Source organism: Joostella sp. CR20 (genome assembly GCF_038433465.1).
Taxonomy (GTDB): Bacteria; Bacteroidota; Bacteroidia; order Flavobacteriales; family Flavobacteriaceae; genus Galbibacter.
The window spans coordinates 47,845-74,586 of the sequence record NZ_JAESVF010000011.1 but is presented as its reverse complement, the minus strand read 5'-3'; the positions used below and the strand labels follow the sequence as shown (position 1 = coordinate 74,586).

11 protein-coding genes and 1 pseudogene are annotated in these 26,742 nt (G+C 36.7%); 6 read left to right on the top strand and 6 right to left on the bottom strand.

What is annotated here, in order from left to right:
* The 4 genes and pseudogenes from JMA43_RS12470 to JMA43_RS12455 all read right to left on the bottom strand — a co-directional run.
* Positions 1–6,779 (bottom strand): annotated as a pseudogene (locus JMA43_RS12470) (hypothetical protein); the annotation flags it as partial.
* Positions 6,780–7,119: 340 nt separating this feature from the next.
* Positions 7,120–8,358 carry an efflux RND transporter periplasmic adaptor subunit gene (locus JMA43_RS12465; RefSeq protein WP_342156974.1) on the bottom strand — a complete coding sequence of 413 codons (1,239 nt, stop codon included), beginning with the start codon at positions 8,356–8,358 and terminating at the stop codon, positions 7,120–7,122.
* A 13-nt stretch (positions 8,359–8,371) separates the two neighbouring features.
* Positions 8,372–12,778 carry a CusA/CzcA family heavy metal efflux RND transporter gene (locus JMA43_RS12460; RefSeq protein WP_342156973.1) on the bottom strand — a complete coding sequence of 1,469 codons (4,407 nt, stop codon included), beginning with the start codon at positions 12,776–12,778 and terminating at the stop codon, positions 8,372–8,374.
* Positions 12,779–13,017: 239 nt separating this feature from the next.
* Positions 13,018–13,326: a DUF6660 family protein gene (locus JMA43_RS12455; protein ID WP_342156972.1), complete on the bottom strand. Its 309-nt coding sequence runs from the start codon at positions 13,324–13,326 to the stop codon at positions 13,018–13,020.
* Between the two features lie 160 nt (positions 13,327–13,486).
* Here JMA43_RS12455 and JMA43_RS12450 point away from each other — a divergent pair, with 160 nt between their 5' ends.
* The 6 genes from JMA43_RS12450 (at position 13,487) to JMA43_RS12425 (ending at position 23,951) form a co-directional block, all read left to right on the top strand.
* Positions 13,487–13,900, top strand: a complete 414-nt coding sequence (locus JMA43_RS12450) for an HYC_CC_PP family protein (RefSeq protein WP_342156971.1) — start codon at positions 13,487–13,489, stop codon at positions 13,898–13,900.
* A gap of 97 nt (positions 13,901–13,997) precedes the next feature.
* Entirely contained in the window at positions 13,998–17,705 is a 3,708-nt protein-coding gene (locus tag JMA43_RS12445; RefSeq protein WP_342156970.1) for an efflux RND transporter permease subunit, read from the top strand.
* A 255-nt stretch (positions 17,706–17,960) separates the two neighbouring features.
* The gene (locus tag JMA43_RS12440; protein ID WP_342156969.1) at positions 17,961–19,187 is read left to right on the top strand and encodes a TolC family protein; all 1,227 of its coding nucleotides are present in this window, start codon (positions 17,961–17,963) and stop codon (positions 19,185–19,187) included.
* Between the two features lie 21 nt (positions 19,188–19,208).
* Positions 19,209–19,706: a DUF3347 domain-containing protein gene (locus tag JMA43_RS12435; RefSeq protein WP_342156968.1), complete on the top strand. Its 498-nt coding sequence runs from the start codon at positions 19,209–19,211 to the stop codon at positions 19,704–19,706.
* A gap of 288 nt (positions 19,707–19,994) precedes the next feature.
* Entirely contained in the window at positions 19,995–22,487 is a 2,493-nt protein-coding gene (locus JMA43_RS12430; protein ID WP_342156967.1) for a heavy metal translocating P-type ATPase, read from the top strand.
* Between the two features lie 225 nt (positions 22,488–22,712).
* On the top strand, positions 22,713–23,951 hold the full coding sequence (locus tag JMA43_RS12425) for an efflux RND transporter periplasmic adaptor subunit (protein WP_342156966.1): 1,239 nt from the start codon (positions 22,713–22,715) through the stop codon (positions 23,949–23,951).
* 345 nt (positions 23,952–24,296) lie between these two features.
* Here JMA43_RS12425 and JMA43_RS12420 read toward each other — a convergent pair whose 3' ends face one another.
* Together JMA43_RS12420 and JMA43_RS12415 are read right to left on the bottom strand one after the other, a co-directional pair.
* A complete protein-coding gene (locus JMA43_RS12420; RefSeq protein WP_342156965.1) occupies positions 24,297–24,857 on the bottom strand; it encodes an RNA polymerase sigma-70 factor in 561 nt (186 codons plus the stop codon).
* A gap of 231 nt (positions 24,858–25,088) precedes the next feature.
* Positions 25,089–26,681, bottom strand: coding sequence for a calcineurin-like phosphoesterase C-terminal domain-containing protein (locus JMA43_RS12415; protein WP_342156964.1), 1,593 nt, complete (start codon positions 26,679–26,681; stop codon positions 25,089–25,091).
* Positions 26,682–26,742: the final 61 nt, after the last annotated feature.

The following is a 26,742-nucleotide window of genomic DNA, read 5'->3' as shown; positions in this document are numbered from 1 at the left end:
CATGCTACCGCCGTAGTCTCTGTAGCGCTTGCCGTTAAGGCAGCTGCAGGCTCGGTGATTGCGATATCTTCTAATAAAAATTCGCATAGCGTAATATTATCCGTCACAGTAACACTATATGTTCCAACCGAAAGACCACTAGGGTCTTCTACAATTTCTTGTCCGCTAGGAATAGTTCCATCAGCAGTAATCCATTCAAAAGAATAATCTGATCCGTTTCCTCCAGAAACTAAAATGTCTATACTTCCTGTAGCTTCACCTGTACATAAAACATTCGTAACAGTAGTTTCCGAAGCTTCTAAATCACTTGTAAAAGGAGTGATTGTAATAATTGTTGAAATAGTTCCGAAGCAAGTGGTAGGATTTGCAACAGATGCTATTGTGATATCTGTATACTCTCCTGGTTCTAAACCTAATATTTCAATTGAACCATCTGTAGCTGTTGTATATACTACAGGATCTTCATCTGTTCCGTCTTTTGTATAAGTAACTCTATAATCTGTAGAAGCTGAAAGATTTCCGCCTTGAATTAAAATACTACCATCATTTGCTGGACTACAGGTTGAAGGAGAAGTTGGTGTAGCAGTTAAAGTTGTTTCATCTATTTCGCAACAAGCATCATTTTCATCTTCTAAAACCCAATTATCATTTTCTGGAGCTACACAACCTACTGCTGTGACTAACCCTGTTGCTGTATCAATTGAAGCTGTATCTACGGTTGTGTAATCTGTAGTGTTTACGGTTGTTTCCGAAGAACCTGATTCTATTCCGTCTGGACAGGTATCATCATCTGAATCTAAATCTAAATAGTCTGGTGTACCGTCACCATCTGTATCTACAGGTGTTACTAATCCTCCTGCAGATTCTCCTGTTTCACATCCTTCTGTATTAAAAACATCTCCATCGTCAAATCGACAATTTGTTAAGTTGTTGGCTACTGTATAATCTGCTTGTGCTTCAACAGCATCTGGAATACCATCGTTATCTGAATCTAAATCCAAATGATTAGGAACTCCATCTTCATCGGTATCAAAACCAGTTTCGATAACACCATCATCATTTCCAATTAATTCGTCTGTATCATCATCATCTAAGTAAAAAGGTATGTCATCTGCATCACCATCTAAATATGGGTCAACTCCAGAAGTAGATTCGGTAATATTATCAATACCATCATTATCAGCATCTACATCTGCATAATCTGGGACGCCATCTCCATCGGTATCTGTTTGCGTATAATCAAAGCAATCACAGTCATCTCCTACACCATCTCCATCTAAATCTTCTGCTAACTCTTGACTCGTACCAATTGCCTGGCCTGTCCCCGCAATAATTGGAACTCCATAAGAAGCACTCGAAGGATCTAAATCAACATTGTTACCTAAATTTTCGACAACTGGGCTTCCATATCCATTAAAAGTTGAATCTATACCGTCGGTATTTCCTCCATCCATTTCTGAAGCTACCAACTGACTTCCAACAAAATCTCCCGCTCCTTCAAAAGCGTCGGAACAACCATCTCCGTCGGAATCTAAATCTAAACGATTTGGAATACCATCACCATCAATATCTCCTAAATCCCCACCAAACCCACAAACAAACTGTGTCTCGTCTGGATTGTTATTTGATACTCCATAATAGCCGTCTTCGACAGGGCTTGTTGGCATACCAAAATCATAAAAAATAATTGGATTTCTATCGGCATCGTATACACGCAATCCATTTAATGGTAAATTTTGCCCTACGTAGGTTATTGTGTGTAATTCTTTACTTGAAGAAGAATGCTCCACAACTTGAGATTCTCCTCCTGCTGTGCTAAAGTTTTTAGTTACTCCATCTACAGTAGCAGTACCAGAACGAGCAAAAGATTGATCTCCTAAAATGGACTCTATAATAAGCTCTATTTCTACATTAAATTCTAAATTTAACGACCAGTTTCCAGGGTCATTAGGGTTTTCATATACCCAATCTGTTAGTAATGCATCACTCGTAGATCGAGTACTTGTAGCAAGCGTTGTCATATCAGTAAAGAAATGACGTATTTGCAAACAACCTTCGTCTGAATCTAAAATACCATCGTTATCATCGTCTAAATCATAAACATCTGGAATAGTATCTCCATCGCTATCTAAACACGCATTCTCTGTGTCATCAATAGCATAGGTTTCGTATTCTGATTCATAATTTATTTCTCCAGTTGTTCCGTTTTCTACCTCATCATCTAAGCCATTCTCGTTGGCGTCGGTTCCTTCAAACTGATAGTTTTCGGTTAAATCTTTGGTTGCTAAAGCTTCAAAAGCATCGCTACATCCATCTTCGTCTGAATCTAAATCTAATCTATTAACAGTACCGTCACCATCTGTATCTAAATCGTTAAAACAGTATTCTGAAAGCTGAAAAGCCATCCCATCATTTAAAGTACCATTACTTGTGAACGTAACACCGATGGTTTGGTAATTTCCTTTTAATAAAATAGAACCCGAAGCACTCCCTCCATTGTCCTCACATACTACAGTGTCATAAGAACCAGGATCAACATCTCCAATGGTATTCCCGCTAACCGTAAGTTGGTCGTTACTTTGAAGCACTTCAATTCCGCTAAGTCCAACCCCTGTAAAAGTTAAGGCTCGTTGATCTATACTACTTATATTAAAAATAACATTGTTTACTTGCTGATCGAACTGAATAATAAATTGATGATCGTTCCCAGATTCTGCAACCAATTGAATAACATCTGTAGCTACTATCGGCTCATAAAAATATTCTTCTTTTGCAAACAGACAGGAAGTATTATCTGTAGTGAAACTACTAAACCTAATATCATCGTTATTTTCAATCATAGTGTAACCAACTCCATTTGCTAACTGTCCTGTTATAGAAGTCTCTACATTAAAGTTTGCCGATGTAACCCCACTTATTACTTCAGAATACGTATTTGTACATTGCTCTTGTTCTGTTACATCTAATACCCCATCATTATCGTCATCTATATCAATAAGGTCAGGAATTCCGTCACCATCAGAGTCTTCACATAAACTTCTATCTGCGTTGATTGCAAAATCGTTATAAGTGTTTTCATAATCAGTTTCAGCGTCTAAATCGGCATCTACAGCATCCGCCAAACCATCTCCATTGGTGTCGGAAGCATCTCCAGCGGTAAATACAAACTGATGATCTGCTACTTCGGCATCAATTACTCCTGCTTCAAAGCTATCACTACAGCCATCCCCGTCAGAATCTAAATCAAGATAATTTTCTATTCCATCGCCATCATAATCACATTCAGACATAACACCCAAGGCATCTCCGCGAACCCATAGTCTTAAACTATTAGTTGCATTAATTTGCCCTGAATTGTTTGTAATTTGTTGAAAGTTTGACGCTGGAATCCAATGCATACCAGCTCTATTTCCAGCAGTATGAAAAATCTTGGCATCCAATGTATTATTACTCCCTGCACTTCCACTTGCATCTCTACCCAATGGAGCTACATTTGTTCCAGTCCAAGCGCTGTTTATTCCATTATCACCTGCATTCCCGCGATGTAAAGCTAAGTTTCCTTGTACCCTCGTTAACAAAGTAGCATTTGTAGAAACACCATCTATATTCCCATCTCCATCAGAGATTCTAACCTCTAATAAATTATCTAAAACAGCAAGTACTTCTGGAGGAAAGACTCCTCTATCCATAGTATTTACATTGTTGGTTAATGGAATATTCCCTCCACCTGTTGGATAGTCGTAAGCTACTAATACATACCCATTTTCATCAACATAAGATGAAAATGGCACGTCATCTATTTCGAAATAATAAACCCCTGGTACTTGAACAAATCTTGCTTGGGTAATACTAGAGAAAGGCGTACTTGGTGTTAAACCGTTTTGACAGTTTTCATCTTCATCAAGAATTCCATCATTGTCATCATCAATATCAATAAAATCAATAACCCCATCATTATCAGAATCTAAGCAAATCCCAATATTTTTATTTAAACCATAAAGTGCATATGTTGATTGGTAGTTATTGTTACCTGTAGTACCATCTTCAACTTCATCAGCTAGACCATTACCGTTTGCATCGGTACTACTACCTCCCTCAATGTCAAAAGTAAAGTCTGTGGTAGTATCTGTGGTAGCGCTAGCTTCGAGTGCATCACTACATCCATCGCCATCTGCATCTGGGTCTAAATGATTTGGAAGTCCGTCACCATCAATGTCACAATTTCCATTTCCATCTTCAAAAACCGCTTCTCCACCTTTAACCCAAAGATTTAATGATTCGTCGGGCGACAACTCTGTATTTGTATTTTGTACAGCTTGCCTATTTGTAATTGGAATCCAAGACATCCCATTAGCGTTTCCTGATATATGTATAATAGCTCTATCCAAAGTTGGGCTACCCACATTTGTGTTCGAAGTACCATTTACAGTAAGAACTTGAGCATTGGATCCTACCCAGTCATCATTAATACCATTATCTCCTTGCCCCCGATGAATTATAAAATTTATATTTACACGGTCTATCACACCTGCATTGGTAGTTGTTGCATCTAAGAATCCTGTAGAATCGGAAATTCTGACTTCTTCAATATCTAGTAGCGCTAAAATTTCGGGGGTTAAAATTCCACGTTCATTGTTATTTAAAGCATTTCCTTGTGGTAAAGCTCCAGAACCACCTCCAAAATCAATCGCAATTTTAACATATCCATTTTCGTCTACATAGGTTGAAAATTCTTGTCCACCAATATTAAAATAATAAATCCCAGCCGAAGTAACTGAGCTTGCTTGAGAAATACTTGTGAATGGAGTTCCTGTTGAGAGTCCGTCTGCACAGGCTTCATCAACATCTAAAACACCATCATTATCATCATCAATATCATCAGTATCTAAAACCCCATCGCCATCTGAATCAATACAAAATCCTGCATTAGAATTCATCGCTAGTTGATTATAAGTAGACTCATAGTCAACTTGTTCATCTTGATCACTATCAACTGCATCTACTAATCCATCAACATTACTATCAACACCTGTAAACTGAAAATCGGTTGTGGTATCTGTGGTTGCTCCTGCTTCAATAGCATCACTACAACCATCGCCATCTGAATCTAAATCGAATTTATTTGCTACACCATCACCATCGGTATCGGTATAACACATATTCATGGTGATTCTAAATGACTGAAGAGTTGTTGCATTATTTGATGCTCCGTTGGGAAGACTATAGGTAACTCTTAACTGAGTAATACCTGCAGAAGCATTAAAAACACTTTCTACCCCACATGAATTTGCAAGTGCTACTAATGGCATATTATACATATGAGACGCTTCCGATCCTGTATCAACAATATCAGGAGCTCTATAATTAGCCTCACTACATGAAAATTCATCAAAAATTTTGGTTTCACCAGTAACTTCTCCTTGGCCTAAGATCTCAAATAATAAACGCTCATTAATTCTTTGATTAGGAGTGGTGTTCGTATTTAACCTTGCAAATAAATTATTTTCAGAAGTAATCGTAATAGAGCCTGGCTGTACACTTCCTGGAAAAGAGATGATAAAAGAATTGGTAGCTCCATTAAAGGTTGTTATTTCATTATTAAACGTTCCATCACTTGATATATATGGAGAAGTCCCATCAAAAGTCCCTTCAGTTTCAACAGTTACATCAAAACCAGTAATACCACTTACATTCGAAAAAGAGCGTGGAAAGCCTGTAATATTACCAGACTCATTAAAAAAATCGGCGTCAATATAAACTACATCTTTACATTCTTCTACATCAGGCACACCGTCATTATCATCATCTAAATCATCAAAATTGCTAATTCCATCCCCATCAAAATCACAACCTGGCAAAGTGTTATCTCCTGTACAATCTTCACAACCCTCATCTATTACTCCATCCCAGTTGTTATCTATACCATCACCACAAACTTCATCTGTTTGATAAGCTAAAGGTGAGTCTACTCCAGATGAGCACACATTTGTATATGTATAATCATTTTCAAAATCATCGCTAATTGTTGAAAAAGCACTCGCATCTTGATTAAATGTTGTGAAGCTGGTAGTTTTACCATCAGCTACTGTTGAAACATTCCCTGAAGTACGACTAAATGTAGTTGTTGCTAAAGGGCCTGTAACTAATGTTGCGGTGGTAGCTTGGAATGCAATCCCAGCGGATTCTGTACTGTCGTAAAAATCTAAATTTGCAGTTCCTTGATTGTATAGAGTATAACTACTTCCATTAAAATATCCATCTCTAACATAGGTACCTCCACGATAAACCGAAATCGACTCGCAAGTAGATTGTCCGTTGTGATTGTTAAAAATAGCCCCACTTTCAACTTCTGCCATGATTCCATTAACGAGTACAGTATCAAAATTACTCTCAGAACCTTCTTGAGCGTACAAGACAATGTTATCTGGTCCATCTGTAGAAGAAAAATTAAAGGTACCACAGTTATAAACTATAACTGTACCTGTAGTTGTATTGTCGGGGTTAAAAGTAACAGTCTCTCCTGCCGCAATACAAATTGTATTGGAAGGTAAGGTAGTATATGTTCCAGACACAACAGTACTTGCCCCATCTGGACATTCACAATCTAGAAAAAAATCGTCGTAGTTATAGTTTAGTAAAGCTAGTCCGTTTATCTCAGATTGGATGTTTTCAATCCATAGAAAATTAGACGCATTAGTTTCCTTTCCGAAACTATTACATGGAAATAATAAGCTAACGAGTAGGAATGGGAGGGTTATATATAGTAAAGTTTTTCTCATTTAACTAAGTTAAAATTAGATTAATTGCTTTACACCTCTCGTGCTTTACATTAAGTTGGCATGTGTAAGAAAATATCCACATACTTTCTTTTCTAAATTTAGGAAATTTTTCACAAAAAATCCAACTTTATTTTAACATACTTTTAAGTGTAGTAAATAGCAATTCTTAAATTTATTATAAATGAGCACAATAATAAAGAAAATATACTTAATAAAAGAAATTATTCTACAATAATGAGTCTATATTAGTTATTTTAACTCAAATAGTATATAATAAAAAGTAAATGCCAGTAATCATTATGACTACCGGCATTACAAAAACTTAACAAAATAACTCAACTTAGTGACTATGCGAGGCCTCTCCCTTGTTCATTTCCGCCATTAAATAATAGGCATTATTCATTATTAATAAGACACTTACATTGAGTTTTTCTAAAAACTTAACTTCTACCCATCCATCGTGAACTTGCCCTGTTATAACTTCAATGGGGGTAAAAGTCCAAACCACGTTATTTTCTTCAATTTTTTTCTCTGCTGAAAAAGTAAATTTCTTTCCGTTTTCTTCCACGATAGCTTCTTCAGGAAGTGCATCAACAAAAACTTCTACTGTATGAATTTTCCCATTCACATACATGCCTGGAATTAGGTTTTCATCCTCATAATTTATTTCAGCATGAACGTGTATTGCTTTTGGAGAAGTTTCAAATTGTTTACCAATTGAATAAATTTTGGCTTTTAATGTTTTATTCGGAATTGATTGTACTTGAATATCGATTTCCTGCCCTTCTTTCAGTTTAAAAACATCTTTTTCAAACACCATTAAATCGGCATGAACATGGTCGTTGTCTACTATCATAAACATTTTATCTTGCGGATTTACATACTGCCCAATGTTTACCGTTACCTTTTCCACATAGCCTTTAATCGGACTTAACACAGCAACTGAGGTTACAATGGCTCCCGATTGAATCTCTTTTGGATTGATGTTTAATTGCCGTAATTGTGCTTCGTATCCTTTTACCAATCCCGCGGTAGCGGTATACTCGGCAGTCGATTTTTGATATGCTTTCCCAGAACCTACCTCCGCTTCATATAAGCGTTTTTGGCGTTCGTTTTCTTGCTTTAGAAACACCAAATCACTATACGCTTTTATGTAATCGGTTTGTAATTTGGTTAAATTAGGATGCGAAATTCTCGCCAACACTTGTCCTTTTTGCACTTTATCGCCTTCAATTACTTCAATCTGCATAACATTGGCTCCCAAAATTGCCGTTACAGTTGCTTCGTATTGTGGTGGAACTTCGAGTTGTCCATTCGCTTCAATAATTCCTGATAATGCTTTTTTAGACAAGGTATCCACACGAATTCCCAAACTGTTAAACTTTAATTCTGAAAGTTCTAACACACCTTCCCCATGATTTTCCTCCGTATTATGATTATCTTCATGCCCTTCTTCTTCAGCATGTTTATCTGTTGCTGTTTTCTCTACTAAAGTATCCTTTGTTTTGCTTGAACACGCTACTAACAATCCACCAAATAGCAATGTTACAAGTATCGATTTTAAAAATTTGTATTTCATAACTTCTTTATTTTTATTCTGATTTTTTTAGATAATATGCCATTTCAAAGCCACTGCTATAATAAGCCTCAAAAGCTTCCCATGCATCAACTTCAATTTTTACAGCATCTTTCATATTCTGTATAAACGACACATAATCTACCGCGCCTTCTTTATATGCCAAAACCGCCCCTTTTATTTGTTCTTCTGCCAGTGGCATTGCCTTTTCTTGATAATAGTTCCATGTATTTTTCCACTTCAAATACTGTTGCAAACTTTGCTTATAGGCAGTTGTAAATGCTATTTTTTGCTGAAGAAACTCCTCTTGTGCTATTTCCTTTTGAATTTTAGCATGTTGTGCTTTTCCTAATTCTGGGTCAAAAAACAACGGAATAGAAACGCCTACCTGAAACTGATAAAACCCAGACTGCCCTCCTATTTCTTGCCATGAATATTGCCCTTGTAGCTTTGGTAAAAATGATGCTTTTGCCACACTACTTTCAGCATCTGCAACAGAAACTTGTTGTGCTAAAGTTTGTAATTTTGGGTGCATTTCAAGGCTACTTAATTCAGTAATAAACGGAATATCAATAGCATTCGCTTCTACATTTGTCACAGTGTATAGTGTATCGCTTGCCAACCAACTATTAAAATACGCCTGAGCACTTTTATAATTTCGATACGCTATTTCTTTATTTATTTTAATTTGATTGGCTTGATTTGAGGTTGCCAAAAATTCCAACTTCGACGTAGCTTCGGTTTCATACCGCAGTTGAGCCGCACGCTCTATCTTAGTAAAAAGTGAATCTAACTTTTGGTACACACGCCATGTTTTTTGGGCTGTAAATGCCAAAATCCAAGCTTTACTCACATCGCGCTCGACTTCAATTGTTGTTAAATTCAATTTATCTTCAGCCAGTGCAATACGTGCTTTTTGCAATTTTAATTTTGAAGGAATTCCGAAAATATCCATCTGTTGTTGTTGAATTCCTATGGGAGTCACCACACCATCAGAACCGTTTCCTACTTCTTCTTTTCCTGTGAAAATTTGCGTATTTCCTAAATCCCAAGCTGTTTTCTTTAAGGCCTCTTCTCCTTTTATGGCAAGTTGTGTTGCCTTTAACTTCGGATAGTTTTTTACAGCCATTGCTTGAGCTTCTGCTATAGAGATTGGGTATTCTTTTTCTTCTGAAGAAGTTTCAAACATTCTTCTTTCTTGCGCAACTGAAAAATTTCCCATCAGTAAAAATCCTACTACAACAGCTGTTACTACTGTATTTTTCTTCATTTTAAAATGAATTTTCTTTTTTTCTATCAATGCATACAAAACAGGAAGCACAACCAAAGTCAATAAGGTTGCAGTTAGCATACCTCCTATAACTACTGTTGCCAACGGCTGTTGTACTTCGGCTCCTGCCGAGCTCGAAAATGCCATCGGAAGAAATCCAAAAATATCGGTTGTGGCTGTCAGCATAATCGGACGAATACGCTCTTTGGTTCCATCAAAAATTTGCGTTTTAACATCGGTTACTCCTTCTTCCTTTAAAGAATTAAAACGGTTAATCAATACGAGTCCGTTTAAAACAGCTACTCCAAAAAGCACAATAAACCCAACTCCTGCTGAAATACTAAAAGGCATGTCGCGCAACCAAAGCGCCAAAACGCCACCGATAGCAGCCAATGGAATTGCCATATAAATCATGATGGCTTGCATAAACGATTTTAAAGCAAAATATAAAAGCACAAAAATTAAACAAAGAGCAATTGGCACCACAATAAGTAAGCGCGATTTTGCACTTTGCAGATTTTCAAACTCCCCTCCGTAAGTAATGTAATACCCTGGAGGAAGCGACAATTGTTCTTCTAATTTTTGTTGAATATCCATAACGACCGACTCTACATCTCGCCCGCGGGTGTTCACCCCAACATAAGTTCTTCTAAATGTATTATCGCGCGATATTTGCATGGGCCCAGGTTGGTAACTGATATCGGCTACTTCTTTAATCGGGATTTGTGTTCCATTGGGTAAATCGATTAACAAATTTTGTAGGTCATTAATATCTTTTCGATTTTTTTCATCCAAGCGAACGACGAGTTCAAAACGCTTTTCACCTTCAAAAATTTGTCCGGCCACACCTCCTGCAAAAGCTGTGCTTACGTACGTATTCAGTTTTTCAATATTCAAACCGTATTGTGCTACTTTTTGACGATTGTATCGCACTGTCATTTGAGGTAAACCCGAAATTCTTTCAGCATTTACATCGCCTACACCCTCAACCGATTGAATAATTGTAGCCATTTGCTGAACTTTTTCAGCTAACACATCAAGGTCTTCTCCATATAATTTTACAGCTACATCTTCTCGAACTCCTGTAATCAACTCATTAAAACGCAATTCTACAGGTTGACTAAACACCAAGTTTACGCCTGCAAGTATATCGAGCTTCTCCTTCATCTTCTCAATAAGCTCGTCTTTAGTTACTGCTGAAGTCCAATTATCTTTATTTTTATCAAGAATGATATACATATCCGCAATGTCCATTGGCATAGGGTCTGTAGGAATATCGGCAACCCCAATACGAGCAACCACTGTTTTAATCTCTGGGAAATTATCAAGGAGGATGGTTTCTATCTTTTTCGAAACGTCTATCGACTCGCTTAAACCACTTCCAGGACGAATAAGTGCTTGCATTGCAATATCTCCTTCATCTAACTGCGGAATAAACTCTCCTCCCATCCGTGAAAAAATAAATCCGCTAACAACTAATAATACAAGTCCGATTCCTAAAACAGCTCCTTTAAATTTTAACGCCAACTGAAGTAAAGGCAAATAAGCTTTGTGAATGGCATTGATAATACGATTACTAAATTGCTCTAACTTAGATTCAAATTTTCCAAAGGCACTTTTTGTATTTTGAATGGGTTTCATAAACAAAGAAGCCATCATTGGGACATAAGTCAAACAAAGAATAATAGCCCCAATCATTGCAAAACCAAAAGTGTAAGCCATTGGTTTAAACATTTTGCCTTCGACTCCCGTTAAAAATAAAATGGGAGTAAAAACAATCAAAATAATCATTTGCCCAAAGAAAGCCGAATTCATCATGGTACTTCCCGCTTTATAAGCTAGCGTATCCATTTCACCTTCTTGTAAAACAGTATTTTTATGTCGCAGTCGCTTTTGAATTTCGTGTACAGTTCCTTCAATAATAATTACAGCACCGTCGATAATAATTCCGAAATCGATAGCTCCTAAACTCATTAAATTTGCCCATACATTAAATTGCTTCATTAAGATAAACGCAAATAAAAGTGATAACGGAATGGTGGTTGCTGTAATAATCCCTCCGCGAAGACTTCCTAACAAAATAACGAGTGCAAAAATTACAATCAGAGCTCCTTCTAAAAGGTTTTGTTTTACAGTGCTGGTGGTACGTTCAATTAAAGAACTTCGGTCTAAAAAAGGCTTGATTTCTAGCCCTTCAGGAAGCGATTTTTGCACTTCTTCCATCCGAGTTTGTACATTTTGAATAACCATATTTGGATTGGAACCTCGCAACATTAACACCATGCCTCCAACTGCTTCTCGCCCGTCTTGTGTAAAAGCACCATAGCGCGTTTGACTTCCAAACTGAACATTTTCCGCAACATTTTTAATTAAAATTGGAATGCCATTTTCAGTTTTAATTACAATGTTTTCAACATCTTTTAAGGAACGAATCAATCCTTCTCCTCGAATAAAATTTGCCATTTTATTCTTTTCGATGTAGGCGCCACCTGTGTTTACATTGTTCTTTTGAAGTGCTTCAAAAACTTCTGAAATTGTAACTCCTGCCGAATTTAGTTTATCAGAATCAAGAGAAATTTCATACTGTTTTACATGACCTCCAAAAGCATTAATTTCAACAACACCTTCGGTAAGTGCAAGCTGACGTTTCACTATCCAATCTTGAATGGTTCGTAAATCGGTAGGCGAATATGCATCTTCGTAGCCCTCTTTTGGAGTTAAAGTGTATTGGTATATTTCGCCCAATCCAGTGGTAATGGGTCCCATTGTTGGATTTCCAAACTTTTCAGGGATTTCTGCTTTTACTTCATTCAATTTTTCCTGCACCAATTGCCTTGGTAAATAGGTACCTTCTTCGTCTTTAAAAACAATGGTAACTACTGAAAGTCCGAAACGAGAAATCGAACGAATTTCTTCTACCCCAGGCAAATTCGCCATTGCCAACTCTACAGGGTAGGTTACAAACTGCTCGATATCTTCAGTAGCCAAATTTTGAGAAACCGTAATGACTTGAACTTGATTGTTGGTAATATCGGGAACCGAACCTAAATTAATCGTACTCATAGACCAAATTCCTACGCCTATAAGTGCAATAATGAACAGTCCGATTATAAACTTTTGCCGAATGGAAAAGTCAATAATTTTATTAATCATAATCGTATACTCCTTTATAAATGATTTTTAATTTGAAATAAGGGGTTGTTTAAAGAGAATAAGTTGTTCATTTAAAATTGTCTCAGTTTCTCGATTTCGCGAAACAAAACCGTAGAAATACTGAAATGTAATTCTAAATAACTTCTTTTAAATCAACCTGAAATTGACATTGAAAAATCGGAAAAGCTCATAAAAAACCTTTCAGTTAAATAATTCAATACCAAAAAAATAGAAGTATACTAAACCCGAGGGGGTTGTAAAATGGAGTGTTGAAATTTGTCTTCGATATGTTTTGTATGAAGATTGACTTCCGAAGAAATTTCAGGAGAAATTATGGTATAAGTAGCAACGGAAGATGGTGTAACATGCACGTGGCAACAATGACATTGACAGAAAGGAGAGCAAAAATCGATATCCATATCACCATCTGCATGTGCTACAGAAACCACTGCTGTCGCGGTGTCATCGGTTTGTACCACTTCGTCACTACACGTCATAAAGTTTAGTGACAAAAAATACACAGCTAATATGGTTAGAAATATTTTCAAAATCAATGCGCTTTCAATAATTGTAATAATTTACTCTGACTAAAAAACTTAGACCACACTTTATCAGTCGGTTGCAAATACCATTCACTACAAAAGTAGCATTAAAATTAAGTTAACAAAAAACGATTTTCATATTTTTTTCTTAATTTTGCGATTGCATATGAAAACAGTTTTACGAAATATTTCAACACTTTTAATGGCCATGGTAGTCCTTTTTTCTACCATGTCGTTTACTGTTGATATGCATTATTGCGGAAGTGAATTGGTCGATGTTGCATTTTTAAAACCCGCCAAAGATTGTGGTATGGAAATGCAAAATGATACTACTTCTACTGAAAAAATTTCAAAAAGTCACTGTTGTACAGATGAACATTTGGTTGTAGAAGGACAAACAGAGCTTAAATCTTCATTTGAAAAATTAAGCTTTCACCAACAAACTTTATTAGTTTCGTATGTATTTTCATTCATCAATGTTTTTGAAGGCTTAGAAGAAAACATTATTCCTTTTAAAAATTATACTCCACCCCTACTGATTTCCGAAATACAACTGGAAAACAGTACTTTCCTTATTTGATTTTTTTAAACAATTATTTCTTGATAAAAAGCCAAGCAATTGTTTGTGCTTTAAACTCATATTTTTAAAGATTTTTATTGTTTAAACTGAATCAAAAATGCTCAATAAAAGCATCAAATTTTTAATTGAAAATAAACTCGTAGCCGTTTTATTACTCCTGCTCTTTGTGGGGTGGGGACTCATCAATGCGCCTTTTAATTGGGACACTGGTTTTATTCCAAATAATCCTGTGGCAGTAGATGCTATTCCAGATATTGGCGAAAACCAGCAAATTGTCTCCACCGAATGGAACGGAAGGTCTCCACAAGATATTGAAGACCAAATTACGTACCCACTTACCTCTGCCCTTTTAGGAATTCCAGGAGTTAAAACCATCCGTAGTTCATCTATGTTTGGACTCTCAAACATTTATATCATTTTTGAAGAAGATGTTGACTTTTATTGGAGTCGAAGTCGAATTTTAGAAAAGCTTAATTCCCTTCCTAATAATTTACTTCCTTCGGATGTGAACCCCGCACTTGGCCCTGACGCTACTGGACTCGGACAATTGTTTTGGTACACGCTGGAAGGAAGAGACGAAAACGGTAATGTAACAGGAGCTTGGGATTTAAATGAGCTCAGAAGCATCCAAGATTATTACGTAAAATATGGTATTGCAAGTGCTAGGGGAGTTTCTGAAGTTGCTTCAATTGGAGGTTTTGTACAAGAATATCAAATTGATATCGACCCAGAACTCATGCGACAATACAACATCAGTTTATCGCAATTGGTAAATGCTGTCAAAAATAGCAATCGAGAAATTGGCGCTCAAACATTGGAAATCAATAAGGCAGAATATTTGGTTCGTGGCTTAGGGTATGTAAAGTCGGTTACAGATATTGAAAATGCTGTTATCACTGCTAAAGATTATACTTCAATCAAAGTAAAAGATGTTGCAAAAGTCTTTCTCGGTCCCGAAGCCCGAAGAGGAATTCTCGATAAAGAAGGTGCCGAAGTTGTTGGCGGTGTTGTTGTGGCACGCTACGGTGCCAATCCTATGGAAGTTATCACCAATGTCAAAGAAAAAATTAAAGAGTTAAGTGCAGGACTTCCCAGTAAAACACTGCAAGATGGACGGGTTTCTAAACTTACCATTGTACCGTTTTACGACCGAAGCACTCTCATTAACGAAACGCTACATACGTTAGACGAAGCCCTAACCCTCGAAATATTAGTTACTGTGTTGGTCATTGTGGTCATGGTCTTCAACATGCGAGCTTCTATTTTAATTTCAGGCTTGCTTCCTGTGGCCGTACTCATGGTTTTTATCGCTATGAAACTTTTTAATGTCGATGCCAATATTGTAGCGCTTTCAGGAATTGCTATCGCTATTGGTACGATGGTCGATGTGGGCGTTATTCTGTCCGAAAACATCATTCGTCATCTAGATACTTCAGAAGATAAATCATCCATCAATACCATTGTTTACAATGCTACATCCGAAGTTTCAGGAGCTATTGTAACGGCGGTGCTGACTACCATTATTAGTTTTATTCCTGTGTTTACAATGGTGGGTGCCGAAGGAAAATTATTTCGTCCATTGGCTTTTACAAAAACCATGGCATTAACTGCATCCATTCTTGTGGCTCTGTTTTTAATTCCACCTTTTGCAACTGTACTCTTCAAAAAAAGAAATTTGAAGAATAACTTGCTATTGGCACTTCATATTCTTTGTATCGGAATCGGAATTACAGCTGTAATTTTCGGATACATCATCGGTATTGCACTAATTGCTTACGGAATTGTAAACATCTTAGCTTTTAAAAAAATACTTACTGAAAAGCATACAAATTGGTTGCAATTTGGCATTACAATTCTCACTATCACGGCGTTGTTAGCTTCTTATTGGCGTCCGCTTGGATTTCAAGAAGATTGGATGCTTAATTTTATTTTTGTTGCCCTTATTTGTTTTGGACTTTTAGGAGTATTCAAACTTTTTAATACCTATTACACACGCATCCTTCGATGGGCAATGGAAAATCGACTGCTGTTTTTATCCATTCCAACAACCATTGTCATTTTAGGGTTTTTAATTATGGCTCGAACTGGAAAAGAGTTTATGCCTTCTTTAAATGAAGGTACCTTCTTGCTCATGCCCACTTCGCTTCCGCATGCGGGAATTGAAGAAAACAAACGTGTATTACAACAACTCGATATGGCCGTTGCCAATATCCCCGAAATCGAAACAGTAGTTGGAAAAGCTGGTCGTACCAATTCGGCTATCGACCCTGCACCGCTTTCTATGTACGAAAATATCATTCAATACAAACCCGAATATATTTTAGATGAAAATGGAAAACCTCAACGTTTTAAAGTAAATTCGGAAGGATTATTTGAATTGAAAAATGGAAAATTTGTTGCAAACGGCATGTATTCAGATAAAAAAACAACTATTCGTGCTACTGATTTAATCCCTGATGATAATGGAGCGTATTATAGAAATTGGCGACATCACATCAATTCGGCAGACGATATTTGGAATGAAATTGTAGAAGCTACCAAACTCCCTGGAGTAACTTCAGCACCAAAATTACAGCCTATCGAAACCCGACTAGTAATGCTCCAAACAGGAATGCGCGCGCCTATGGGAATTAAAATAAAAGGAAATGACCTTAAAACTATCGAGGCTTTTGGCGTGCAACTAGAAGAAATTTTAAAGCATACCGACGGAGTAAAAAAAGAAGCTGTGTTTGCGGATAGAATTATTGGGAAACCATACCTGCTTATCGATATCAACAGAGAAAATTTAATTCGCTACGGAATTTCCATCGAAAAAGTACAAGAAACCCTCGAAGTCGCTATTGGTGGAAAAGTGCTAAGCAAAACTGTTGAAGGCAGAGAGCGTTATAATATTCGTGTGCGATATCCAAGAGAATTGCGTGCTACCACTACAGATTTAGCACAAATTTACATCCCTGTGGAAAACGGAAATCCTGTACCGCTTAGTGAGTTGGCGAGCATCCGATTTGAAAGAGGACCGCAAGTGATTAAAAGTGAAGATTCCTTTTTGGTAGGTTATGTGCTCTTTGATAAAACAGATGGTTATGCTGAAGTAAATGTTGTGGAAAATGCTCAAAAAAGCATCCTAAAACACATAGAAACAGGCGAAATAAAAGTGCCAGAAGGAATTAGTTATCAATTTACTGGCACTTATGAAAACCAATTAAGAGCCGAAAAAACCTTAGCTTTTGTAGTTCCGTTAGTGCTTGTTGTTATCTTTTTGATTCTGTATTTTCAGTTTAAATCGGCTACAACGTCATTGATGGTATTTAGCGGAATTGCCGTAGCTTTTGGAGGTGGATTTATCCTAATTTGGCTTTACGGTCAGCCGTGGTTTATGAATTTTTCTTTCTTCGGAGAAAACCTACGAACCCTATTCCAAATGCACCCTATAAATCTAAGTGTTGCGGTATGGGTTGGTTTTATCGCCTTATTCGGAATCGCAACCGACGACGGCGTAGTGATGGCTACTTATTTAACACAAACATGTAATCGAGAAAATCCCAAAACAATTCTCGAAGTTAGAAATGCCGTAGTACAGGCAGGAGAAAAACGAATTCGCCCTTGTTTGATGACAACAGCAACAACACTTTTAGCATTATTGCCTGTTTTAACTTCAACAGGAAGAGGAAGCGACATTATGATTCCGATGGCAATACCAAGTTTTGGAGGGATGCTTATTGCACTTATTACACTTTTTGTGGTGCCTGTACTATTTGGATGGAGAAAAGAAAGGGAAGTGAAAAAAGTGAGAAGTGAGAAGTGAGAAGTGAAAAGTGAGAAGTGAGAAGTGAGAAGTGAGAAGTGTAAAAGGTATTGAATTGAAAAACAGAACAAAGTAGTTTAACTTTTTTATGATTGTCCGCTATCTGTCATAATGCACTGTCACCTCGAGCGGAGTCGAGAGGTCATTTGGCTTAACAGCTTTAAATAGGGTCTCGACTACGCTCGACCTGACATTTAATGTTTGTATGATACATTACGGATATTCAATAACTTTTTTAACGTGAAACCATAAACAATGAACTACATAAAATACATATTAATTTTTGGTTGTCTTTTCTTCGGAATATTAGGCTTTAGTCAAAATCTAAACGATTATATCGAAGAAGCTTTAAAGAACAATCCAGAGATACATTCTTTTGAATTGAAGCATCAAATTTCAGCAGAAAAAACCAACGAGTCGGCAACACTAGGAAATACAGAGTTTAGTGCGGGTTATTTTGTCAGCGAACCCGAAACCCGTACGGGTCCGCAACGCTTTAAACTTTCGGCAAAGCAAATGCTCCCTTGGTTTGGAACCATCACTGCGAGAGAAAATTACACCAATTCTTTAGCAGATGCTTCTTATACTGATATTGTTATTGCAAAGCGAAAACTAACACTTTCGGTAGCCGAATCGTATTACAAACTTTATGCGCTTCAAGCAAAACAATTGGTAATAAAAGAACAGCTCGATTTGCTTCAGCATTACGAACAAATTGCATTGACAGGTGTAGAAGTCGGAAAAACGTCAGCAGTAAAAGTTTTACAACTTCAAATTCGTGAAAATGAATTGGATGAAAAAAGACAAATTTTTGAACAAGAATTTTTAGCGGAACAAACTTCGTTTAACTTCTTATTGAATCGCGAAAAAGAAAATGTGGTAGAAGTAAAATCAGCTATAGAAATTCCGTCAGAAACTAAAGAAATTCAAGCAATCAACTTGGACCTTCATCCTGAATTGCTAAAGTACGACGCTTTGTACAATTCGGTAACGCAAGCCGAATTGCTCAATCAAAAAAGTAATGGTCCGAATTTGGGTATCGGATTGGATTACATCAATGTTGCAGAACGTACCGATATGGATGTGCTCGATAACGGAAAAGATATTTTTATGCCCATGGTTTCCGTTTCTATTCCTATTTTTAATAAAAGTATTCGTTCTAAAACTGTACAAAATAAATTACAACAAGAAGAAATTGAAGCTCAAAAAACGCTAAAAATAAATCAGCTAAATAGCTATTTAGACACAGCGCTAAAAAACAGAATCAACGCTCGAATAAGCTATGAAACACAATTAAAAAATTTGGAGCAAGCTAAAAATGCAGAGGAAATCTTGATAAAAAACTACGAAACCGAAACCATCGATTTTAATGATTTATTAGACATTTTAGAACTTCAGTTAAACATACAACTCAATAAAATAGAAAGCGTACAAAAATATTATTTACAAAGTGCCATTATAAATTATATCACAAACAATTAAATTTTAGAAATCATGAAAAAAATGAAAATTAGTACACAAATCGGTATGTTAATCGCTATCGGAATTTTTGCTATTTCTTGTAAAGATGCAAACACAAAATCGACAGAAACAAAAGCTGTAGCAATTGCGTTTAAAAACGATTTGGCCGACAAAACTTTTGAGCATTACACACATGTAAAAACTGCGCTTACCAACGGCGATGCGAGCGAGGCCAAAAAAGGTGCGAAGATGCTATCTGAAACCATCAGTAATAATTATGTGGATATTTCGAACTTCAGCAAAGAAATAGCAACGAGTGAAGACATTGAAACACAACGCAAAGCTTTTTCTGAACTTACCGAGGCTATCCAACCATTTTTAGAAAGCAATATTTCTCAAGGTGAAATTTACAAACAATATTGCCCTATGGCTTTTAATAACGAAGGAGGTTATTGGTTTTCAAAAGAAGAAGCTGTAAGCAATCCTTATTTTGGCGAAAAAATGCTGAAATGCGGTACGGTGAAAGAGGTGATTAGATAGTTGGTAGTTGGTAGTTAAAATTACTATTTAAAGATTGAATGATTTAAGAATTTAAAAATTGAAGGATTAAAACGATTAAACATTTCAACGCTTCAACGCTTCAACAATATACATACTGTCACCTCGAGCCTGCCTTTGTCGGCAGACAGGCGGAGTCGAGAGGTCACGTATGCAGAATTAAAAAGTTGAATGATTTAATAATTAAAAGATTGAAAAATTCATACTGTCACCTCGAGCGGAGTCGAGAGGCTAATTACAAATCGTTATAATTAAAAATGCGAATAAAAAATGAAACACACATATCATATACAAGGAATGAGTTGCAATGGTTGTAAAAATCATGTTGAAAAAACATTAGCCACTGTGCAAGATGTAAATTCGGTTGTTGTCGACTTAAGTTCGGCTACTGCTGAAATCGACATGAAAACTCATATCTCAATTGATACGTTTCAAGAAGCGCTTAAAAACGATGGCGGACATTACACAATTAGTGCCGAAGAAAAAAAATCGTGTTGCAATTCGCATCAACAAAAGAAAGAAGCAAAAGGGCAAGGAACGGGTGTTTTTTATTGTCCGATGCATTGCGAGGGTGACAAAACTTATGACAAAGCTGGCGACTGCCCTGTCTGCGGAATGGATTTGGTGGAAGAACAACGAGCAAGCGCTTTTCAAGCAACTACCTACACCTGCCCTATGCACCCAGAAGTTGAAAAAGACGAGCCCGGCGATTGTCCGATTTGCGGAATGGATTTGGTTGCCAAAAATCCCGAACTTTCTTCCGAAGAAAAAAACTATAATACACTCAAACGCAAGTTTTGGATAGCGGTTGCTTTTACACTGCCAATTTTTATAATTGCCATGTCGGAAATGATTCCAAACAATCCGCTTTACAAACTCATGCCTTTAAAATATTGGAATTGGGTGCAATTTGCACTTTCTATTCCTGTAGTTTTTTGGGCTACTTGGATGTTCTTTGAACGCGCCTATAAATCGATTAAAACACGGCATTTAAACATGTTCACCCTCATCGGGATTGGTGCAGGAATCGCGTGGTTGTTTAGCGTTTTTGGGATGCTGTTTCCGAACTTATTCCCTGAACAATTTAAAACAGAAAGCGGAACCGTTCATATGTATTTTGAATCGGCAACTGTCATTCTAACCTTGGTTTTATTCGGACAATTACTGGAAGCGCGCGCACATAGTAAAACCAATTCTGCCGTAAAAGAACTCCTCAAACTAGCTCCCAACAAAGCAATTCGTGTAGTGGATGGACATGAAGAAGAAGTTGCGATAGACACTATTGTTCCTGATGATATTTTACGCGTTAAGCCAGGTGAAAAAATTCCAGTTGATGGTGTTATTACAGACGGAGAAAGCAGTATTGACGAATCGATGATTACAGGAGAACCGATTCCTGTAACAAAATCAAAAGACGAAAATGTAATTGGCGGAACTATAAATCAGAATCAGTCGTTTTTGATGAAAGCCGAAAAAATAGGAAGCGACACCCTACTCTCTCAAATCATCACGATGGTTAACAATGCGAGTCGCAGTAAAGCTCCAATTCAAAAATTAGCCGATAAAATAGCCTCATATTTTGTTCCAATTGTCATTGCTATTTCAGTACTCACTTTTATCCTTTGGGCAATTTTTGGTCCTACACCACCCTATGTGTATGCCTTGGTAAATGCCATTGCTGTTTTGATAATTGCTTGTCCGTGTGCACTCGGTTTAGCAACGCCTATGTCGGTTATGGTAGGTGTTGGAAAAGGGGCTCAATTGGGTATCTTGATAAAAAATGCAGAAACTTTGGAGACCATGGCAAAGGTAAATACGCTTATTATCGACAAAACTGGAACGATTACGGAAGGAAAACCTTCCGTAGAAAAAATTATTACTGCGGAAGCAAATACATCAGAAGAAGAAGTTTTAAAATACATTGTAGCCGTTAACAACCATAGCGAACACCCATTGGCTAAAGCAATGCTAAACTACGGGAAGGAAAAAGGGATTACTCCCCTAGCATCAAAAAACTTTCAAACCATTACCGGAAAAGGTGTAACTGCGATCGTAAATGGTAAAAACATCGGTTTAGGGAACGAAAAACTAATGGAACAGCTTGATGCATCTATTTCTGAAAAAATACAATCAGAGGCCTTAAAACATCAAAAAATGGGCGCTACTGTTTCTTTTCTTTCTGTTGACAAAAAAGTGATTGGAGGAATTGTAATTACCGATAAAATTAAACAAACGAGCAAAGAAGCTATTCAGCAATTACAAAAACACGGAATTGAAGTTATTATGTTGACTGGGGACAACAAAAATACAGCCATTGCAGTTGCTAGCGAATTACAACTCGATAATTTTAAAGCACAAATGCTACCTAAAGATAAACTCGACGTGGTTGAAAAACTGCAACAAGAAGGAAAAATTGTTGCTATGGCTGGCGACGGAATTAACGATGCTCCTGCCCTAGCGCAAAGCAACGTAGGGATTGCAATGGGAACTGGAACCGATGTTGCCATTGAAAGTGCTTCTGTCACTCTTGTAAAAGGCGATTTACAGGGCATCGTAAAAGCGAGAAATTTAAGTGAAAAAGTAATGAAAAACATCCGTGAGAATTTATTTTTTGCACTGGTGTATAACACCTTAGGAATCCCGATTGCAGCTGGAGTTTTATACCCTTTCTTCGGAATACTACTCTCGCCTATGATTGCCGCTCTTGCAATGAGTTTTAGCTCTGTTTCGGTGATTGCAAATGCATTACGATTGAGAAGGTGATCATTGATGGTTGGTAGTTGATGGTTGGTAGTTGGTAGTTGGTAGTTGGTAGTTGGTAGTTGGTAGTTGGTAGTTGAAAATACTATTTAAAAAATTGAAAGATTTAAGAATTAAAGTATTGAAAAATTAAACACATACAAACTGTCACCTCGATCCTGCCTTTGTCGGTAGACAGGCGGAGTTAAGAGGTCAGAATTATAGAATTGAAAGATTAAACAATAAAAAATGAAAAAAAATAGCATTTATATCATCCTTGCAGTGTTTATAGGGTTTTTAATAGGATATTTTATCTTTGGAAATAGCGCACATACAACGCAAACTCCGCATGAACATGCTGAAACCGAAACTTTATGGACTTGCTCTATGCATCCTCAAATTATGCAATCCGAACCTGGAGATTGTCCTCTTTGTGGGATGGATTTAATTCCTGCTTCGGCTTCTTCTGAAGACACCAAATCAAGTACGCAATTTACCATGACCGAAAATGCGATGGCTTTGGCTAATATTCAAACAAGTATTGTTGGTCATTCCGCAGAAAAAAATTCAGCATTAAAACTCTCTGGGAGTATTCGCCCTAACGACAATGCTACTTACACACAATCGGCACACTACAATGCGCGAATTGAAAAATTATACATTAAATCGATTGGCGAAACTGTACAAAAGGGACAAGCTATCGCTATCGTATATTCGCCAGAATTAGTCAGTGCGCAACAAGAGCTTATTACAGCTTCAAAAATGAAAGCTTCACAACCAAAATTATACGAAGCGGTAAAAAACAAATTTTTGAATTGGATGATTCCAGAGAAAGAAATTAAAGAAATTATTAGCACGGGGAAAGCCAAAACACGCTTTACAATTTATGCGCACATTTCGGGGGTTGTTACCAGTTTAGAGGTGTCTGAAGGGGGCCATGTAATGGATGGAAATCCTATTTTCAAAACGGCAAATTTACAAACGGTTTGGGCTGTTTTTGATGCGTATGAAAAACAAATTCCGCTAATTGAAAAAGGACAAGAAATACACATTCGTACCAATGCATATCCAACTAAAAGTTTTCAGCAAAAAATTATTTACATCGACCCTATCTTAAATTCAGAAACACGAACGGTAGAAGTTCGTACAGTGCTCGAAAACAAAGATGGCTTTTTTAAACCAGGCATGTTTATCGAAGGAAAAATTCCGACTATCGAAACTTCAACAGAGAGCGATTTAACCATTCCTTCCTCTGCAGTGATGTGGACAGGAAAACGCTCTTTAGTGTATCTCAAACAGCCTGGGGAAACACCTACTTTTGAAATGCGTGAAATTGAGATTGAAAGTCAAAATGACAACACCTATACGGTTTTAAGTGGACTAAAATCAGGTGATGAAATTGTAACAAATGGAACTTTCACGGTAGATGCTGCCGCACAATTACAAGGTAAACCTTCGATGATGAATACAGAACATAATGTTGATTAAAAGAAAGATATTTTGCTAAATAACATCAGTTCGATATAATTTTTAATATAAACAGGCTTTAAATATTTGTATTTCAACTATTTAACATCTATTCCGTTTTTGTCTTGACACAAAAACGAAACAAAAAAGTCAAGACTGATTTAAAAAACATCAGAAAATCTACGGAATCCCCCGCCACAGATAAAAAGAACTCGCTTCGCTCAAACAGCTTTTTATCTATCAGCCCACGCTGCTTCCTTGATTTTCAATACTTTTTAAATAGGTCGATTTCACCACTTATACTCATCATTCTTACGTCGGACTCACGTTAAATAGGGAATCTTTTAATTATTCAATCTCAAAATTTTAGAACATCAGTCCAAATAAAAATGAAGTAAGTCGCATACGTAAACTTTTTAAAGCATGCGAAATATGTGTTTCGACGGTGCGTTTAGATATATTCAATTGTTGAGCGATTTCTTGATTTGTTAAATTTTCTTCCCTACTCAATTGAAAAATCTCTCTGCAACGTTCTGGTAATTCTTGAATACTATTTGCTAATGCTTTGTTTGTTTGCTTAAAAATTAATTCGTCTTGAGGAGTTAATTCGGTTGTGATTTCATTTAAAAACTCTTTATGTTCACCACTTAATGGTTTTCTGCGAAGTTCTTTATACACACGGTATTTTATGGCCTGTTTGAGATAAGCCTCGATGTTGGTAGTTTCTATTTTTTTTCTCCGCTCCCAAAAGTCAATCCACACTTCTTGGACTAAATCTTTTGCCACTACTTCATCATTCAAAATAGATTTAGCAAGCACAAATAACGGTTCCCATAATTGCTGAAAGAGTTGATGAAATGCATTTTCATCATCTTTTTTCACACGTGTCATGAGTTGGTTTATGGTGTTGTTTGTGGCTGTATTCATCTTGCCCAAAATAAATAAATATGTATCCGTTTCTTGTTAATTTAAAGTAAACTGTAAGCTATGTTAGCGTAAATCGATTTTCAATTTTCAAGAATGAAAAATAGTATCAGCTAAAAATTACAGCATAAAGTCCTGCGAAATAATCGCAGGACTTCTTGGAAAAAAATCAATTACTTTTACGGGTTCTCCGAAAAGTACACAAATGAAACTCCTTGAATTGAAGTTTAAATTTTAATTGGCATTTACAGCAGTTTGTATTGGAGCTTCCAAACGGTAACTAGCAGTTTCTGTATAGGTATTTCCGTACATATCGGTTGCTTTGACCTCGATAATATGCTTCCCTGTTTTTAGTTTTGTTGGAATACTTCCTCTCCATAAATGTTTTGAATTGATTGGGTTTGAAGAGCGTCTACCAGGCATCAATTTGTCGGTAGTATCCCATTCGTACACCAAAACTTCGTAGTTAGGGTCTTCCTCGTCAACAAATTTCATAGGTTTCCACTCCCCTTCATCAACACGGTATAAAACCTCATCATGCTCACTTCCTATAAAAAAGTTTACATAAATTCCAGCTTTGCTATTTCTACCTTCAGCTACAACTTTCGGCACGAAAATATTCATTTGATGATCGGCAGATTTTCCTGCGACTTTATATTTTACGTTGTACTGATTTCCTTCAAAATTGATAAACGCATAACCCTTTGGAGTACCATCGCGCATGATTGAAATTGGAATTCCGTTTTCATCTAATTTCCCTGAATACCAATCGCCAGAAGTTGTTCCGACATTGTAATGATGGTGTGGTTTTTCTTGATGCCAACCAGATTCTTTATCAAAAAAATCTTGTCGCTGAATATGCGTATGTGCCGATAACGAAAGTGTATTTGGATAGTCTTTTAACAAATCGAATAATTGCTGACGATCTTCATCTCTGTAAGTGTCGCCATCTGGCTCGCTAATTGGAATATGGAACGCCAAAACAATTAAATGATCTTTTGGCACATACTTCAAGTCATTTTTAACAAATTCTAGCTGATCTTTTCTAAATCCGCCCCAATAACTCTTATGATCGCGAGGGTCTGGATACAACACATTATCTAAAACAATGAAATGCACTTTCCCTTCATTAAAAGCGTAATTGGCAGGACCAAAATGTGCTTCGTAAGTCTCGTCAGCCAAAGCATCTTCTTCAGCATCAAAGTTTAAATCGTGATTTCCTAGTAAATTATACCACGGAAGTCCAAGTTGCTTAACAGCTTTGATATAAGGGTTAAACAAGCTTAAGTCGTTTCCTACTAAATCTCCTAAACTCAACCCAAAAACAACATCTTGAGTGTTTGTAACATCAGCCACAACACCACGCGCAAAGTAATCAACTTCTGCAAGCGTATACGGCTGTGGATCGCCAAAAATAAGCGCTTTGAAATTGTCTGTTTTTACAGAAGGAATAAGTCCGAAATTAACTTCTTTAGGTAATTTTCCAGTTGGAAGCACTCCTTGAAATTCGGTTTTTGGAGAACCCTTTGGTTTATGAATATAGAAAAACTGAGAAAGATTATCTTCATTTACATTGAATGCATAATAAGCTGGTTTTATCACCGAAATTATAGCATCGTCACTAAGCGGAAGTTTGTACGCACCGTTTTTATCCGTTTGCACAACTTCTACTCCATTTGTAACAGCTACGCCCTCAATCCCTAGTTCTTTTTTATCTTTCTTTCCGTTTTTATTGGCATCGTTGTACACATAACCTTTTACGGTATCTTGCCCATAGGATAGCACTGCTAACAAACAAGTCGCAAGAGATAAGATTGTTTTTTTCATTTTATTTAGGTTTTATTTTATTGTCTGCATTCTAAAATCTATGGGGAAATATGGGTGTTTA